The sequence below is a fragment of the Haloferax sp. Q22 genome (assembly GCF_001482285.1).
GTDB lineage: Archaea > Halobacteriota > Halobacteria > Halobacteriales > Haloferacaceae > Haloferax.
In genome coordinates this window covers 182,789-197,908 of record NZ_LOEP01000033.1, presented here as the reverse complement: position 1 = coordinate 197,908, position 15,120 = coordinate 182,789, and the positions used below count along the sequence as shown (strand labels likewise).

The window sequence follows — 15,120 nt, the reverse complement described above, 5'->3', positions numbered from 1 at the left end:
CAAATTGATATAAAGAGCCAATTCGATATGTGAATTAACGATGGAGGTGATTCGTACCGTCAAAGTCAAACTCGACGTACCCAACGAGCGGTGCGACGACCTTCATCAGACCAAAACTCAGTTCCTCCATTGTGCGAACACCACCGCAGAGTGGGCGTGGAGATACCCGAACGACTACTGTGTGACTTCGAAACAGAAAGCCGAGAACGCCCTCTACGAGCGACTTCGCAACGAGACGGAGTTGACGGCAAACCTCGTACAGAAAGGGATTCGACGCGCTATCGAGGCCACAAAAAGCGGTGTCGCCCGACTCAAGAAAGGAGACAACACCAGTCAACCGTACTTCAAAGCGTGGAGCGTCGTCTACGACAAACGCTCTGCGACGTTCCACCGCGACCACGTTTCGCTCTCGACAGTAAATGGTCGCGTTGAGTGCGACTACGTGATTCCCAGCGAAACTGAGGGAACGCCGATTGGCGAGTATCTGCTGAACGAGGACTACGAGTTCCGGATGTCAACGTTGCAGTACGACCGCTCCACGTCGGAGTTCTATCTCCACGCACGGATGCGCCGAACCATAGACGAGCAAGAGCAGTCCACGACTTCTTCTGAAGACGCCAAGCACAGAACAGTCCTTGGCGTTGACCTGAACGTGGACGGCTCACTCGCCGTGACTTCCACAGGTGCATTCATCGGGAACGCAGACGAGATGAACCACCGACGTCGAGAGTTCGAGAAGACTCGCGGGTCGATGCAACAGACGGGAACGCGGTCGGCGCATCTGTCGATTCAGTCGATGAACGACCGCGAACACCGTTGGATGCAGGACGAACTCCATCGAGCCTCAAACCAGATTCTCGAAGAAGCCCGCGACCACAACTGTACGCATATCGCCTTTGAGAACCTGACCGATATTCGTGATCGGATGGCTGGTGCAAAGCGATTCCACGCATGGGCATTCCGACGCCTGTTCCAGTACGTCGAATATAAAGCAGAAATGGACGGCATCTCGGTTGAGCGGGTGAGCCCTGCGTACACGAGTCAGCGGTGTTCGTCATGTGGGTTTACGCATGAATCGAATCGGCGGACGAAGCATCAGTTCGTGTGTCAGAAGTGCGAGTACGAACTGAACGCGGACTACAACGCGAGTAAGAACATCGCTCGGAAACTACTCAGGAGACTCCACTCGGGGCAGACGTCTTCGAGTGGAGGCGCACCCTGTCAGTGTGCGCTCCCGTCAGGGACGCTGAACCTGAATGGCGATTTCCACGCCTCCGTCAAAACGACGGCAGAAGGGGAGTCCACTGACAAGCCCACGACCTCAGTCGTGGGTTACTGACAGGACGCTCCGTGCTCTATTCTGGACTGCGTCAGGTCGGTATCGGACTCGCTGCTGCGGTCCTCACGTACGGCGTCGGGAGCGTGATTGGAGTGACGCTCGTCGGCTGACGAATGAGGCCCGTTGGGAGACCACTATCGGTCCCCGAACGTACCGGACCGCTCGCCGAGGGCCGCGCGTATCGCCCGGCGGTACCGGGCGGCCAACGCCGTCACCACGAGTCGGTCGCGGTCGTTGACGCCGAGCGCGACGAGCGCGCCCACGTACGTCACCGCGCCCAGTATCGCGCCGGAGACGACGACGAGCCCGCCGCTCTCGGCCCCGACCAGCGCCTCGCGGACGAGGAGCATGACGCCGGCCGCCGCGACGCCCGCGCCGAGTGGCTTGAGAAACGTCGCGTCGAAGGGCCACAGCCCCTCGAAGCGCCGCAGGAGGACGACCTGAATCGAGTTCTGGACGGCGATGGCGACGGCCGTGCCGAGCGCCGCTCCCGACAAGCCGAACGCCCGGACGAACGCGAACGTGAGAAGCGTGTTCAGTACGGCCAAGAGCCAGTCGAGCGCCATCCGGGCGTACTGGTGGTCGGTCATCATGAGCAGCCATCCCGTCGCGCCGACGGCGCTCCCGACTAAGACGCCGCCGAGGTAGACCACGAGCGGGACGTAGCCCGCCGTGAAGTTCGGGCCGAACACGGAGAGAATCGACCGCCCGTACACCGCGAGCACGACCAGAATCGGAACGACGCAGGTGACGATGAGCCGCGTCACCGCGGTGTACACCGCGTTGAGGGTCTCCATCTCGTCGTCGGCGTAGAGCCCCGACGCGACCGGCGGCAGGAGCATGTTAAACGAGAGGAGTGGAATCCACGCCAGCGTCACCAAGACGAGCACGACGTTGTAGACCCCCGCCGCCTTCGCGGTCAGGAGGAAGCCGACGAGCATCACGTCCACGCGGTTCTGGAACACCTTCCCGAGGCTGCTCAGCGCGATGGGCGCAGAGTGATTGTAGAACCGCCGGGCCTCGGAGCGCACGCCGCGAAGCCTGGGGCGGATACCGCTCGCCGAGACGGCCATCGGAAAACCCACCAGCACGAGCCCGGCCATGCCGACGACGAACGCGCCAGCGACGCCGACGAGCGAGTACCCGAGCGCCATCGCGCCGACGGCCCCCACCAACCTGACCGCCGGGCGGAAGACGCGGTTGAAAAGCACCTCGCCGCGGGCCGACTGCACCGCTCTGAGGATTCCCGCGTGGACCTGCACCAAGCCGATGAGGACGACGAGCGCCGCGAACAGGTGTATCGTCGGCGGGAAGTCTGGGTGCGAGACGGTCGCGTCGTTGAGCCAGTCGCTCGTGAGGACCAGCCCGCCGGCGAATACGAGCCCGACGATGAGCGTCGTCAGATACGCCAATCCCACCACTCGTCCCTGCCGCTCGTGGTCGTCGTCGTCCGCGGAGAGGTACCGCTGGAGCGTCGGGACCGACCCGAAATTCACGAGTCGGAACAGAAGTTGGGAGGCGCGCCACGCGAACGCGTAGACGCCGTAGACGACCGGGCCGAGTCCCTGTGCGAGCGCGTACTCGGTCGCCGTCGTCAGCGCCCGCTGGAGCGACTGGCCGCCGGAGGCGACGACCGCGCCGTGGCCGATGGTCAAGAGCGCCTCGCGTTCGTCGTCGGGGATGTCGCCGTCAGGCGTGTCGCCGGGAGTCTCGTCGTCGGGAGGATGGTCGCCGGGAACGCCATCGTCGACTGGTTCGGGGGGCACTGTCGCGTCCCTGTCGCTTATCGGGGTCGAAAATAAGTCGCTTGATTCGCCCGTGGCTGACCCCGGCGGGTCAGGCCGCCGTCAGGCCGCAGTCGGGCGACCGACCGCCTCGTGGACGAACTTGCCGAGGAGACCGAGCGTCGCCGCTCCCATGGCCGCGGCGAAGACGACGACGAACACCGAAAGCGGGTCGCCGAGGTCAGAAAGGGCCCGCGAGCGGACGAAGTTCGCGGCGAGGACGGTCGTGACCGCGAGCAGGACGACGCCGCCGAGGTTCGCCAGCGTCGAGTTCGGTTCCGCGACCGCGTCGCTGTTGAGCAAGACGAGCACGACGGCGATGGCGAAGGGAGTGCCGACGAGGCCGAACGCCAGCACCAACACGAGAAGCGGGAAGAACGCGCCGCCGAGGAACGCCCCGACGCCGGAGAACAGCGCCACGCCAGCGAGGAGCGTGCGGTACCGACCGTCTGAGAGGTCCGTCCCCCGGCCCAGTTTGTCGGCGACGAGGTACGGCGGGACGACGGTGTTGCCGCCGAGCGTGGAGACGGCCGCGCCCAGGAGGCCGAGAAGGAACAGCCACTTGGCGTTCGCGCCTGCCAGCGGGCCGAGCGCCTGTGCGGCCGCCACCGCCGAGAGGTCGCTCGCGGCCACCTCGGGGGTGTGGAGGACGCCCGCCGCGACGAGGAAGATGGCGAGGCTGTAGACGCCGAAGGCGACGAGCATCGACGCACCCACGTCGAACGTCGCCAGTCCGTAGTCCCGGGTCGTCCAGCCGCGGGCGCGCATCGTGTACGAGTGCATCGTGATGAGCGTGATGTGGACCGCGCCCCCGAGGATGCCGGCGGCGACGAGCGCGCCGTCGACCCCCGCGGGGATTCGCGGGACGAGTCCGCCGACCGCGGCCGCCGGGTCGATGGGGACGAAAAACAGCGACGCGAGGAAGGCGACGACGATGGCCGCGACGAGCCCCTTCGCGAGGAGTTCGACGAAGCGGTAGCCCCGACCGGCCAGTCCGGCGGCGAGGACGACCGCCCACGCGACGCCCCAGACCCGGGCGTCGACGCCGGTTATCGTCGCGCTCACGTCGGCCAGCCCCTTCATGATGACCAGTTGGGCCAGCCCTGCGGCCAGCACCCCGTCGGCGACGAGCACCCACGCCCAACCGTCGCCCAGTTCGCGTTCGACCACGGCGATGATACCGTCCTCCGTGAGCAGGCCGAGTCGCATCGAGAGGTACTGCGCCGACGCGCCGAGGACCGCCGAGAGCACCACGACCCACAGCATCGCGTAGCCGAACGTCGCGCCGGCCGTGAGCACGGTCGCCATCGTCGCCGGCCCCGCCGCAACCGCGCCCGCGACCCACGACGGCCCCATCTCCGAGAGATATCCCCGCCAGTCGCCGCTCATCACCGCCGATACGTCGAGTTTGGGTTCGTTCATGCCGTCGTGGTCTCGGCGGTCGTCACAAAAGTGTTGCTACTGGGTGTTACAACCGAGTGGTTTCCTCGGAACGGCGCGCAGCGCCACACGACCTTTTACCCGGTGGTCGAGTGTGACCTAGGTAATGAGCGATGGTGACGGTTCGGTACCGCTCCTCGTCGTCGCCGACCCGGACGTCGCGACGGCGGTCACCGAGGCCGTCCGGGGACGAGAGACGCGGTTCGAAATCGAGACAGTTCGGACCGCGGCCGCGGCGGGAGAGCGACTGCGAGACGCCGGCTCGGGCGTCGACTTCGACTGCGTCGTCTCGTCGGTCAGCGGGGAGGAGAGAGACGCGCTCGAGTTCCTCGCGGCGGTTCGCAGCCGAGAGCCGAAGTTCCCGTTTCTCGTCGTTGCCGACCCGGCGTGCGAGTTGACCGCGACGGAGGCGCTCGACGCGGGCGTCACCGATTACGTCCGTGCTCGGGGGTCGGATGACTACGAGGAGTTGGCCGTCCGAGTCGAACGGGCGGTCGCGGCGGCCGACCGGCGGCCGGTCGACTCCTCGCTCGTCTACGAGCGCGTCTTCGAACAGATGCTGGAGGGCGCGTGCCTGTACGACCGCGAGGGGCGATTCCTCCTCGCGAGCGACTATCTGGCGGATTTCTACGGGATGACGCCCGCCGAGCTCGAAGGCGAACGGAGCCTGCTCGTCGAGAAGATCCGCGAGGAACGTCCGGGCGACCCGTATCAGCGGCTCTTGGACGAGGATGTCGACTCGCTCGAAGGCGAGACCCAACTCGTCACGCCGGACGGCGAGTCACGGACCCTGAGCTACCGGTTCGCGCCCTTTCAGGTGGCTGGCGAAGTCGTCGGCGTCATCGCCGTATCGAGGGACATCACCGACCGACAGGAGCGAGAGCAGAAACTGAAACGCGCCCGCGAGGAGTTCCAAGAACTCATCGACGGGATGAACGACACCGTCTGGGTCCTCGGCCTCGACGACCAGATCCACGCGGTGAACGAGACCGCGGTGGAACTGCTGGGCTACTCGCGGGACGAACTCCTCTCGATGACGGTCCACGACATCGACGCGGGACTCAGCGACGACGAGATTTCGGCGCTCATCTCCCAGATGCCGACCGACGGGACGCAGGTGTTCGAGACGGTCCACCGGGCGAAAGACGGTCGGGAGATACCCGTCGAAATCAGTTCGAGCCTCGTGAGCTACCGCGGGGAGACAGTCGTGTTGAGCGTCGCCCGCGACATCAGGACGCGGAAGCGCTACGAGGCGGAGCTCCGCGAGCAGAACCGGCTCCTCGAAACGCAACGCGACGAGCTCGCCGTGCTGAATCAGGTCGTCCGCCACGACGTTCGCAACGACCTGCAGTTGGTGACCGCCTACGCGGAACTGCTCGGTGAGCACATCGCCGACGAGGAGGCGCGGGAGTACGTCGACATCGTCCGGAAGCGCGCCAACCACGCGGTCGAACTGACGGAGACGGCGCGGGACATGGCCGAGATGATGCGCAGTCGGGGCGTCGAAAACGAACCGGTCTCGCTCCGGCCTGTCCTCGAAGCCGAACTCGCGTCGCTGCGAGAGATGACTCCGAACGCGACCGTGACGGTCGACACCGAGGTGCCGGCGGTCGCGGTGCTCGCCGACGACATGCTCGGGTCCGTCTTCCGGAACCTCCTCACGAACGCCGTCCAGCACACCGATGAGGACGAACCGACTATCGAGGTCTCCGTCGCCGAGACCGAGGCGGGCGACCGCGTCGTCGTCCGCGTCGCCGACGACGGCCGGGGAATACCTGACGAGCGAAAAGAGACCGTCTTCGCGAAGGACAAAAAGGGACTGGACAGTCGGGGCACCGGTCTCGGACTGTACCTCGTGCAGTCGCTGGTCGAGAAGTACGGCGGGCACGTGTGGGTCGAGGACAACGACCCACGAGGGGCCGTCTTTGCGGTCGAACTCCGGGTGGCCGACGCCGGTCAGGCCGACTCCGACCAGTCGTCGCCGACGCGGTCGTAGCCCACCATCCGACTCCCCTCGTGTTCGGTGAAGACGACTTTCTGGTTCGACTCCGGCACGCCGAACCGCTCGGCGACGGCGTCCATGACCGCGAGGGCGAGTTCGCACTTCCGATTCGCCGACCCGCCCGGATGTCGGCCTGCAGCACGACGGCGTTTCTGTCGGTCGACGACCGAGGTGAATCGCCCGAGCCTCGCGGACGGTGACGGCCGCGTAGTCGGTGTCGGCGTCCATCCGCTCGGCGTACAACTCGGCCATCCGCGTCGTGAACCAGTTCGCCTCGCGCTCCGTGACCTCGAAGTCGAGGTCGAACTGGAGATGCGGCATCTGGGTCGGCGTCCGCTACGGTTCGGCGACAAAAGAATCCGCCTCGTCCGACGGAGGGCTGTGGGAGGAAAGAGAGCGCGGAGCGAGGCGTCGGGGCGCGGCAGTCGGGCGGGGCCGCTACGGGCCCTACAGGTCCGCCACGTCTTCGATGGCGTCGGTCAGCGCCTTGATGGACTCCACGTCGTGTTCGCCCATGTGGCCGATACGGAACGTCTGCTCGCCGAGCGCGGAGCCGTAGCCGTTCGAGAAGGCCATGTCGTACTTCTCGGAGACCTCCTCGATGGTGGCGGCGACGTCGATGCCCTGCGTGTTCTCGATGCAGGCGACGGTCTGGGACTCGTAACCCTCCTCGGGGAACATGTCGAAGTGCTCGTAGGCCCAGTCGCGGGTGTACTCGGCCATCTCGCGGTGGCGCTGGTCGCGCCCCTCGTGGCCCTCTTCGAGCATGTACTTCATCTGCTTGCGGTACGCGAGCATGATGGGAATCGCGGGGGTGGAGTGAGTCTGGCCCTTGCGGTCGTAGTAGTCGAGGGCGCGCTGGAAGCCCCCGTACCACGACGCCGAGCCCTTCGACAGCTCGCGCTCATATGCCGCGTCGCTGACGGTGCAGATGGCGAGCCCCGGCGGCATGGCGAACGCCTTCTGCGACGAGGCGAAGATGACGTCGATGTTGTGCTCGTCGATGTCGACGTAGTCGCCGCCGAGGGCGGACACCGCGTCGACGACGAAGTAGGTGTCGGGGTACTCGGCGACCACGTCGCCGATCTCCTCGATGGGGTTGCGGACGCCGGTCGAACTCTCGTTCATCACGGTGGCGACCACGTCGTAGTGCTTGTCCCTGGACTCCAGCGCCTCACGGATGTCCTCGGGCTTGATGGCCTGCCCCCACTCGTACTCGATGCGGTCGACGTTCTTGCCGAGCCGCTCCGCGACGTTCGCGTGGCGCTCGCTGAAGCTCCCGCAGGTCGGCACGAGGATGTTCTCGTCGACGAGGTTGAGCGTCGATGACTCCCAGATTTCGGTGCCCGACCCCGTGAGAATCATCAGGTCGTTGTCCGTGCCGAGGAACTCCTTCGTGTCCTCGACGATGGTCGTATAGAGGTCGGTCATGCGGTCCATCCGGTGACCGAACATCGGCTGGCACATCTCCTCGATGACGTCCTCACGCACCTCGGTCGGACCGGGGATGTACAGCGTCTTGTCCTGATAGTCGTCCGTGTATTCGCGTTTTTCCGTCACGTCATCCACCTAAGTACGGACCACTGCGTCGCGGGCGATGATGGTACTTGTGATTGCGACACTCGTCGCAGTTGCTCAGGCGGTGTTAACACGGGACAACACGGGCGGCGTCGGCGGGTGGAAAACGGCTCCGGCGTGAGGTCTGAGGCTCAGTCGTCCGCTTCGGCCGACTCGGCCCGCGGGACCGTCACGTCGGTCAGGCCGGCCTCTATCTGCTCGCGGCGCGCTTCAAACTCGCCGGGGAGGACGAGGCGGCCGCCGAGGTCGTCGAGGGGTTCGTCGGCGGTGTAGCCCGGGTCGCTCGTGGCGAGTTCGAACAGGACGCCGCCGAACTCGCGGAAGTAGACCGACCGGAACCAGTGGCGGTTGATTTGTGCGGTCGGGCGCAGCCCCTTCGACTGGACAGCTTTGCGCATCGCCTCTTGGTCCTCGTCCGTCGGCGTCTGGAAGGCGACGTGGTGGACCGTACCGTGGCCCTGTCGGCTGCTCTCGATGGTCGGCAGCACGTCCACGTACTTCCCGACAGTGCCCGTCGCGGCGAATCGCGTCCGCTCGTCGCCGGGGGTGTCGCCCTGCGCCTCCTCGGTGCCGACGCGCTCAAAGCCCATCGTTTCGAGCAGGTCCTCCGTGGGCTGTGGGTCGCCCAGCCAGAGCGTCACGGAGTGGAAGCCGCGAATCGCAACGTCTTCGGGGACGAACTCGGTCCACGGGACGGTCGGGTCGTCGTCGGGAATCTCGACTTCGACCAGTTCGACCGGGAGGCCGTCGGGGTCGCTGAAGGGGAGGACCGTTTCACCGAATCGCTCGACGCGGTCGTCGTAGTCGACGCCGTACTCGTCGAATCGCTCTTCCCAGTAGTCGAGGCTCCCCTCGGGCACGCGGAACGCGGTCCGCGAGACCTGCCCGGTGCCGACCTTCCCCCGCGAGAGGTTCTCCCACGGGAAGAACGTCATGCTCGTGCCGGGCGTCCCCTCCGCGTCCGTGAAGAAGAAGTGGTACGTGCTGGGGTCGTCCTGATTGATGGAGCGCTTGGCGAGGCGGAGTCCGAGCGTCTCGACCCAGAAGTCGAGGTTCTGCTGCGGGTCGCCCGCGATGCAGGTGACGTGGTGAATGCCGGGTGTCGGCGTGATGTCTGCCATGGCCGGTCCTACGGGCCGCAAGGACTTGAGTATCCGCTGACGCGAGTGTTACCGGGTCGGGGCGGCGTCAGCAACACCGACACGGACCCGGCAGCCGAGTCGGCGAGACACACGCTTTTGCCCGTCGGCGATGACACTCGACGTATGCAAACCCGCGCACTCGGCGACACCGGCCACGAGAGTAGCATCGCGACGTTCGGCGCTATCGCGCTCAACTGGCTCGAACAGGAGGGCGCGAACCAGATGGTCGAACACGTCCTCTCGAAGGGCGTCAACCACTTCGACGTGGCTCCGACCTACGGCGACGCGGAGCTCAAACTGGGCCCGAAGCTCCGCCAGCACCGCGAGGACATCTTCCTCGGCTGTAAGACCCAAGAGCGTGGCTACGAGGGCGCAAAGCGGAAGCTCGACCGGTCGTTCGACCGCCTCGGCGTCGACTACATCGACCTCTATCAGGTCCACGGCCTCGAATACGAGTCCGAACTGGACGAAATCACGGCCGACGACGGCGCGCTCGCGGCCTTCCGCGAGGCGAAAGACGAGGGGAAAATCGGCCACATCGGGCTGACGAGCCACGGGAACCCGGGACTCATCCGCGACGCCATCGACCGCATCGACGACCTCGAAACCCTGATGTTCCCGCTGAACCCCGTCGTCGTCGGCAAAGGCGACGACGAACACGACTACGCGGGCGTTTTCGAGGCGGCCGAGAAGGCCGGTATCGGCACCCTCGGCATCAAGGCGTTCGCCCGCGGGCCGTGGCCCGACACCGACGAACTGCCCGAGGCTGATCGACCGTTCTCCAACTGGTACGAGCCGGTCGACGCCCCGGACGAAATCGCCGAGCGGTTCGACTTCGCGGCCGCACAGGGCCTCACAAGTGTCGTCACGCCGGGTGACCCGAAGCTCGTGGCGATGGTCCTCGACGCCGCGGCGCGGTACAACGGCATGGACGAGACGGCCCAGCGGTCCCTCATCGAGCGCCTCCGGCACGACGAGAGCCCGGTTCCGGAGCAACTGCACCACTAGCGAGCGAGACGAGTCTAACCTCGATTCCACCTGCCGCCAATGGACGTTCCAACGACCGTTACGGCCGCCCTCGACGACCGACCGGTCCGGGGCGCGGTCTGTCTGGAGGCCGGTGCGGGGACCGGCAACGCGACCGCCGGACTCCTCGACGCGGGCGCGAAACGGGTCTACGCCGTCACGAACGACCCCGAACACGCCGCCATCGTCCGCGACCGGGTGGCACCCGAGCCCGCGGACCGAGCGCGAACCGCGGTGCTGGAGGCCGACGTTCGGAGCCTCCCGCTCGCCGACGACTCGGTGGACATCGTCACCGCCCACGGGCTGTTCAACCTCGTCAGTCCCGAGTCGCTCGCCGCCGTCGCGGGCGAGGTAACCCGGGTCGCCGCGCCCGCCTGTCACCTCGTCGTCGACGACTACGAACCGCTCCCCGACGACGCCGCGATTCGGGAGCTGTTCGCGCTCGAAAACGCGGCGAGCCAGTTGGCCCGCGGGCGGCCCGCGCTGACGTTCTATCCGGCCGACGCGCTCAGGGCGCTGTTTTCGGGGTACGGCTGGCGCTTCGACCGCGAACTGACCCTGCTCGACCCGGTGCCGTGGTCCGAAAGCCACGTCGAGGCGCACGCGTCGGTGGCGAAGTCGCTGGCGGCTGAACTCCCCGGCGAGACGGGGAAGTGGCTCGCGGACGAGGCCGACCGCGTCGCCGACGCGGTCGAATCGGAGTCCGCGGGCGAGATGTACAGCGTGGCGATGCGGCTGTCCGACTCGGGATCGGACGCGACAGGGTAGGCGCGGCCGCTACGTTTCGCGGTCGAACGTCACGGCGTCGAACCAGCCGTCGACGACGCCCTTGAGCGCGCCCGTGGTACTACCGAGATTGATGAGCTGATAGCCGTTCTCCGCCTTCCGATTCACGCCGTCCATGCCAAACCCGAGGCCGCCGACGGGGACGCCGGCCTCGACCGCGGCCGAGCGGATTCGCTCGACGGCCGCCTGCACGTCGGGGTGGTCTATCTCGCCGGGGTGGCCGAGCGCCACCGAGAGGTCGAACGGCCCGATGAAGACGAAGCCCAGTTCGGGTACGTCGAGAATCGCGTCGAGGTCCGAAAGCGACTCGGCGGTCTCGATGGTCACGCCGACGAGCGTCTCGCGGTCCTCACTTTCGACGTAGTCGTCTGCGAGTCCCCAGCGGCGGGCACGGGGCGACGCGAGGCCGCGGTCGCCGGGGTCGTCGCTGTAGGTGAAACGGGCCGACTGAACCGCCTTGCGCACCTCCTCGGCCGACTCCACGCGTGGGAGGAAGACGTTCCTGACGCCGAGGTCGAGTGCCTTCCGGACGAACGCCGGGTCGGTCGTCGGGAGCCGTACCAGCGGCTCGATGCCGGTTCGTTCGGCCGCGCGGAGGAGGTTCTCCATCGCGCCCGAGTCGAGCGAACTCGGCCCGCCGTGTTCGAGGTCGAGCCACACGAAATCGAGACCGAGTTCGCCGTAGAACTCCACGAGCGTCGGGCTGTAGGTGTTGTCGAGGACGCCGAGTGCGACGCCGCCGGCCTCGATTCGGGCACGGAGCGTGTTCGCGGCTGCTGTCTCTTCCATGTTCGTGATACGACACGTGTCTGGAAAAAAGCGCGTGCCGCGGACACCGAGGCGGAGCGCTGGCCCGACCGGTGGTTAGTCGTCGCCGTCGGACGCGTCCGAGTCGGGCGTCCAGCCGTCGTCGACGCTGACGAGGTGGTTCACACTCCCCGCGCCCTCGCCCACGTCGGCGGGTTCGGCGAGGGTCGCACGCGTGAACTCGATGCCGTGCCGGACGGCGTCGGCGAGGTCGTCGCCGCGGGCGAGGTGGGCGGCCACGGCGCTCGAAAGCGTACAGCCCGACCCGTGAGTCGCCGTCGCGTCGATGCGCGGATTGACGAACGTCGTTGTCTCGGTCGGCGTGACGAGCGTGTCGACCACGGTGTCATCGTCGGTTGCGACGTGGCCACCCTTCAGGAGCACGGCGTCGGCACCCCGGTCGAAGAACCAGTCGGCCGCGTCCGAGACGGCCGCCGGAGAGTCGGGGAACACGCCCGTCAGCGCCTCTGCCTCGTCGGCGTTCGGGGTCGCGAGCGTCGCCTGCGCGAACAGGGCGTCGTAGGCATCGACGGCGTCCTCGTCCAGCAGTCGGTCGCCGGAGGTGGCGACCATCACGGGGTCGAGGACGACCGGGCCGTCGTAGTCGGCGAGGCAGTCGGCGACCGTCTCGACCGCCTCGGCGGTCGCCAGCATCCCGAGTTTCACGGCCGCGATATCGAAGTCGTCTGCGACGGCCTCGTACTGGGCGCGAATCGACTCGGCGGGGAGGACGTGCAAGCCCTCGACGCCACGGGTGTTCTGGGCCGTCGCGGCCACGATGACCGACCCGCCGTAGACGCCGAGCCGGGTCATCGTCTTCAGGTCGGCCTGGATGCCCGCGCCGCCGCCGGAGTCGCTGGAGGCAATGGTGAGAACGTACGGCGGCGTCCGCGGGTCGGGGGCGGTCTCCGGCATCTATCTGACCTCGATGCGGTCGATTCGGTCGGCGATGTCGGGCGTCGAGGCATCCGCGAGCCCCGCGACGGCGTCGAGGAAGGTGATTTTGTAGCTGGCCGGGCCGCGGTAGTCGCCGAACGCGCCCTCGGCGGCGAGTTCGCCCGCGAGTCCGTACGCCGCGGTCGCCGCGAGCGCCGCGTCGAGCGGGTCGTCCATGGCGGCCGCGAACACCGCGAGCGTCACGCCGAGCATACAGCCGGTGCCGACGACCGCGCCCATCATCGAGTGGCCGGCGTCGACCTCGAAGGCTGCCTCCTCGGTGGCGACGATGTCGGTCTCGCCGGAGGCGACGACGACCGCACCGGTCTTCCGGGCGCACTCGACGGCCGCGGCGGCGATTTCGGCGTACTCGCCGACTGACTCGACCCCGCGGACCTCGGCGTCGTCGCCGACGAGCGCGGATATCTCGCCGTAGTTGCCGTTGAGCACGTCCACGTCGAGGTCGGTGACGAGGCGGTCCGCGACTCGGTCGCGCGTCGGGGTCGCACCGACGCCGACGGGGTCGACGACGAGGGGGACGCCGGACTCGTTGGCGGCCCGGCCGGCGGTCAGCATCGTCTCTTCGCCGGACTCGCTCACGGTCCCCATGTTGAGCAGACAGCCGTCGGCGATGCCGACCATGTCGCCGACCTCGCGCTCGTCGTCGGACATGACCGGCAGGCCGCCCCAGTAGAGCGTGACGTTCGCCACGTCGTTGACCGTCACGTCGTTCGTGACCGAGTTGATGAGCGGTTGCTCGCCCGCGACGGCGGCGAGTGCCTCGTCCAGCGCCACGTCGGGGACGCCGTCTGCGCGGCTCGCGTCGTCCGAACCGCCTTGTCCACCTGCGCCGTCAGCGTCGTCTCGTCCGCTCATCGGCGGTCCCTCCCAGCGGCGACCGAGTCGGCGAGGTGGCGTGTCGCGTCGGCGGGGTCGTCAGCGGCGGTGATGGCCGAGACGACCGCGACGCCGTCGGCCCCGGCGGCGACCACGTCGGCGGCGTTGTCGGGCGTGACGCCGCCGATGCCGACGAACGGAATCGAGACGGCGTCCGCGATGGCCGACACCCGCTCGGTCCCGATTTCGGACTGCTCGGGGTCGGTGTTCTTCGTCTCCGTGGCGAACACCGCGCCGACGCCGAGGTAGTCCGCGCCGGCCTCCTCGGCGGCTCTCGCGCCCGCGACGGTCGAGACCGACCGGCCGACGATGGCGTCGTCGCCGAGTTGCTCGCGCGCGACCGAGACGGGCACGTCGTCGTCGCCGAGGTGGACGCCGTCAGCGTCGATGGCGGCCGCGATGTCCACCCGATCGTTGACGACGAGCGGCACGCCCGCGTCGGCCGTCACGGTGCGTACCTCGCGCCCGATCTCGTAGCGGTCGCGGGCACTCGCGTGCTTCTCGCGGAGTTGAACGACGTCGACGCCGCCGTCGACCGCGGCCTGCACCACGTCCGGCGTCGACCGCCCGCCGGAGCGGTCCGACTGCGTGACCAGATAGGTTCCCATCGAGATATTCATGAGTTGTATTCTGGAGTGATTCGCCGACGGCCAAAATAGTTCCTCCTTGCGGGTCGGAATCGACTCGGCCGACTTCGAGCCGAATCAGGACGCGGTCGGTTCTCGGGGGGTGAGAGGCTGTGTATGTGGTTATGCTGTGATCGAACCAACAGGTACGCGGTGAGCTGTATGGGGACGATACTCGTCGCGTACGGGAGCAAAGAGGGACAGACCGAGAAGATAGCCGGGCGCATCGCGGAGGCGCTGGCGAGTCGCGGCCACGACGCGCGGACCATCTCGGTCGCCGACGACGCCGCCGGCGAGGCGGTCGCCGACGCCGACGCGGTACTCGTCGGGTCGTCGATTCATCTGGGCGCGCACTCGAAGCCGGTCTACGAGTTCGTCCGCGAGTACCGCGAGGACATCGAGGCGCGGCCCAACGGCTTCTTCCAGGTGTCGCTGTCGTCGGCGCTCGACGACGAGGACGCCCGCGCCGAGGTCGCGACGTACATCGACGAGTTCGTCGAGGAAAGCGGCTGGCATCCCGAGCGGATGGCCGCGTTCGGGGGCGCACTTCGGTACTCCGAGTACGGCTTTCTCACCCGGATGATGATGAAGCGCATCGCCAAGGACTCGACCGGCGACACCGACGCCTCGCGGGACTACGAGTACACCGACTGGGACGAGGTCGAGTCGTTCGCCGCCGACTTCGCCGAGTACGTGGAATCGACCGCGGGCACCGCCGCGGGAGGGGCGGCGGTCTGAGCGGGCGGTGCGACCCGCC

General features: G+C 67.4%; 14 protein-coding genes. 5 read left to right on the top strand and 9 right to left on the bottom strand.

Going from position 1 to position 15,120, the window contains the following annotated elements; all coding sequences use genetic code 11:
• Positions 1 to 40 precede the first annotated feature (40 nt).
• Positions 41 to 1,339 (top strand): RNA-guided endonuclease TnpB family protein, encoded by a 1,299-nt coding sequence (locus AM590_RS16315; RefSeq protein ID WP_058828374.1) that lies wholly within the window; start codon positions 41 to 43, stop codon positions 1,337 to 1,339.
• 134 nt (positions 1,340 to 1,473) lie between these two features.
• Here the strand turns inward: AM590_RS16315 and AM590_RS16310 are convergent, their stop codons facing one another.
• Both AM590_RS16310 and AM590_RS16305 read right to left on the bottom strand, forming a co-directional pair.
• Positions 1,474 to 3,021 carry a lipopolysaccharide biosynthesis protein gene (locus AM590_RS16310; protein ID WP_058828393.1) on the bottom strand — a complete coding sequence of 516 codons (1,548 nt, stop codon included), beginning with the start codon at positions 3,019 to 3,021 and terminating at the stop codon, positions 1,474 to 1,476.
• 165 nt (positions 3,022 to 3,186) lie between these two features.
• Complete coding sequence (locus AM590_RS16305) at positions 3,187 to 4,545, bottom strand: divalent metal cation transporter (RefSeq protein ID WP_058828373.1); 1,359 nt, start codon at positions 4,543 to 4,545, stop codon at positions 3,187 to 3,189.
• Between the two features lie 124 nt (positions 4,546 to 4,669).
• Between AM590_RS16305 and AM590_RS16300 the strand changes: the two genes are divergently transcribed.
• Positions 4,670 to 6,559: a PAS domain S-box protein gene (locus tag AM590_RS16300; protein ID WP_058828372.1), complete on the top strand. Its 1,890-nt coding sequence runs from the start codon at positions 4,670 to 4,672 to the stop codon at positions 6,557 to 6,559.
• Here the strand turns inward: AM590_RS16300 and AM590_RS21400 are convergent.
• The 3 genes from AM590_RS21400 to AM590_RS16290 form a co-directional block, all read right to left on the bottom strand.
• On the bottom strand, positions 6,520 to 6,645 hold the full coding sequence (locus tag AM590_RS21400; RefSeq protein WP_345775626.1) for a hypothetical protein: 126 nt from the start codon (positions 6,643 to 6,645) through the stop codon (positions 6,520 to 6,522). The two genes, AM590_RS16300 and AM590_RS21400, sit on opposite strands and share 40 nt — an antisense overlap.
• A 367-nt stretch (positions 6,646 to 7,012) precedes the next feature.
• Positions 7,013 to 8,125 carry an alanine--glyoxylate aminotransferase family protein gene (locus tag AM590_RS16295; RefSeq protein ID WP_058828392.1) on the bottom strand — a complete coding sequence of 371 codons (1,113 nt, stop codon included), beginning with the start codon at positions 8,123 to 8,125 and terminating at the stop codon, positions 7,013 to 7,015.
• A gap of 149 nt (positions 8,126 to 8,274) precedes the next feature.
• Entirely contained in the window at positions 8,275 to 9,264 is a 990-nt protein-coding gene (locus AM590_RS16290) for a ring-cleaving dioxygenase (RefSeq protein WP_058828371.1), read from the bottom strand.
• A gap of 144 nt (positions 9,265 to 9,408) precedes the next feature.
• Here AM590_RS16290 and AM590_RS16285 point away from each other — a divergent pair, with 144 nt between their 5' ends.
• Positions 9,409 to 10,293, top strand: a complete 885-nt coding sequence (locus AM590_RS16285; RefSeq protein WP_058828370.1) for an aldo/keto reductase — start codon at positions 9,409 to 9,411, stop codon at positions 10,291 to 10,293.
• Between the two features lie 39 nt (positions 10,294 to 10,332).
• Positions 10,333 to 11,079, top strand: a complete 747-nt coding sequence (locus AM590_RS16280) for a class I SAM-dependent methyltransferase (protein ID WP_058828369.1) — start codon at positions 10,333 to 10,335, stop codon at positions 11,077 to 11,079.
• Between the two features lie 9 nt (positions 11,080 to 11,088).
• On the opposite strand, the gene AM590_RS16275 is transcribed toward AM590_RS16280, so the two are convergent.
• The 4 genes from AM590_RS16275 to thiE all read right to left on the bottom strand — a co-directional run bounded on the left by AM590_RS16275 (position 11,089) and on the right by thiE (position 14,345).
• Positions 11,089 to 11,886: an HpcH/HpaI aldolase/citrate lyase family protein gene (locus tag AM590_RS16275; protein ID WP_058828368.1), complete on the bottom strand. Its 798-nt coding sequence runs from the start codon at positions 11,884 to 11,886 to the stop codon at positions 11,089 to 11,091.
• Positions 11,887 to 11,961: 75 nt separating this feature from the next.
• Positions 11,962 to 12,819, bottom strand: a complete 858-nt coding sequence (thiD, locus tag AM590_RS16270; protein WP_058828367.1) for a bifunctional hydroxymethylpyrimidine kinase/phosphomethylpyrimidine kinase — start codon at positions 12,817 to 12,819, stop codon at positions 11,962 to 11,964.
• Positions 12,820 to 13,716, bottom strand: coding sequence for a hydroxyethylthiazole kinase (thiM, locus tag AM590_RS16265; protein WP_172795823.1), 897 nt, complete (start codon positions 13,714 to 13,716; stop codon positions 12,820 to 12,822).
• The gene (gene thiE / locus AM590_RS16260) at positions 13,713 to 14,345 is read right to left on the bottom strand and encodes a thiamine phosphate synthase (protein WP_172795822.1); all 633 of its coding nucleotides are present in this window, start codon (positions 14,343 to 14,345) and stop codon (positions 13,713 to 13,715) included. Before thiE ends, thiM begins: the two co-directional genes overlap by 4 nt.
• Before the next feature lie 180 nt (positions 14,346 to 14,525).
• Between thiE and AM590_RS16255 the strand changes: the two genes are divergently transcribed.
• Positions 14,526 to 15,101, top strand: a complete 576-nt coding sequence (locus tag AM590_RS16255) for a flavodoxin domain-containing protein (RefSeq protein ID WP_058828365.1) — start codon at positions 14,526 to 14,528, stop codon at positions 15,099 to 15,101.
• The last annotated feature ends 19 nt before the right edge of the window (positions 15,102 to 15,120 follow it).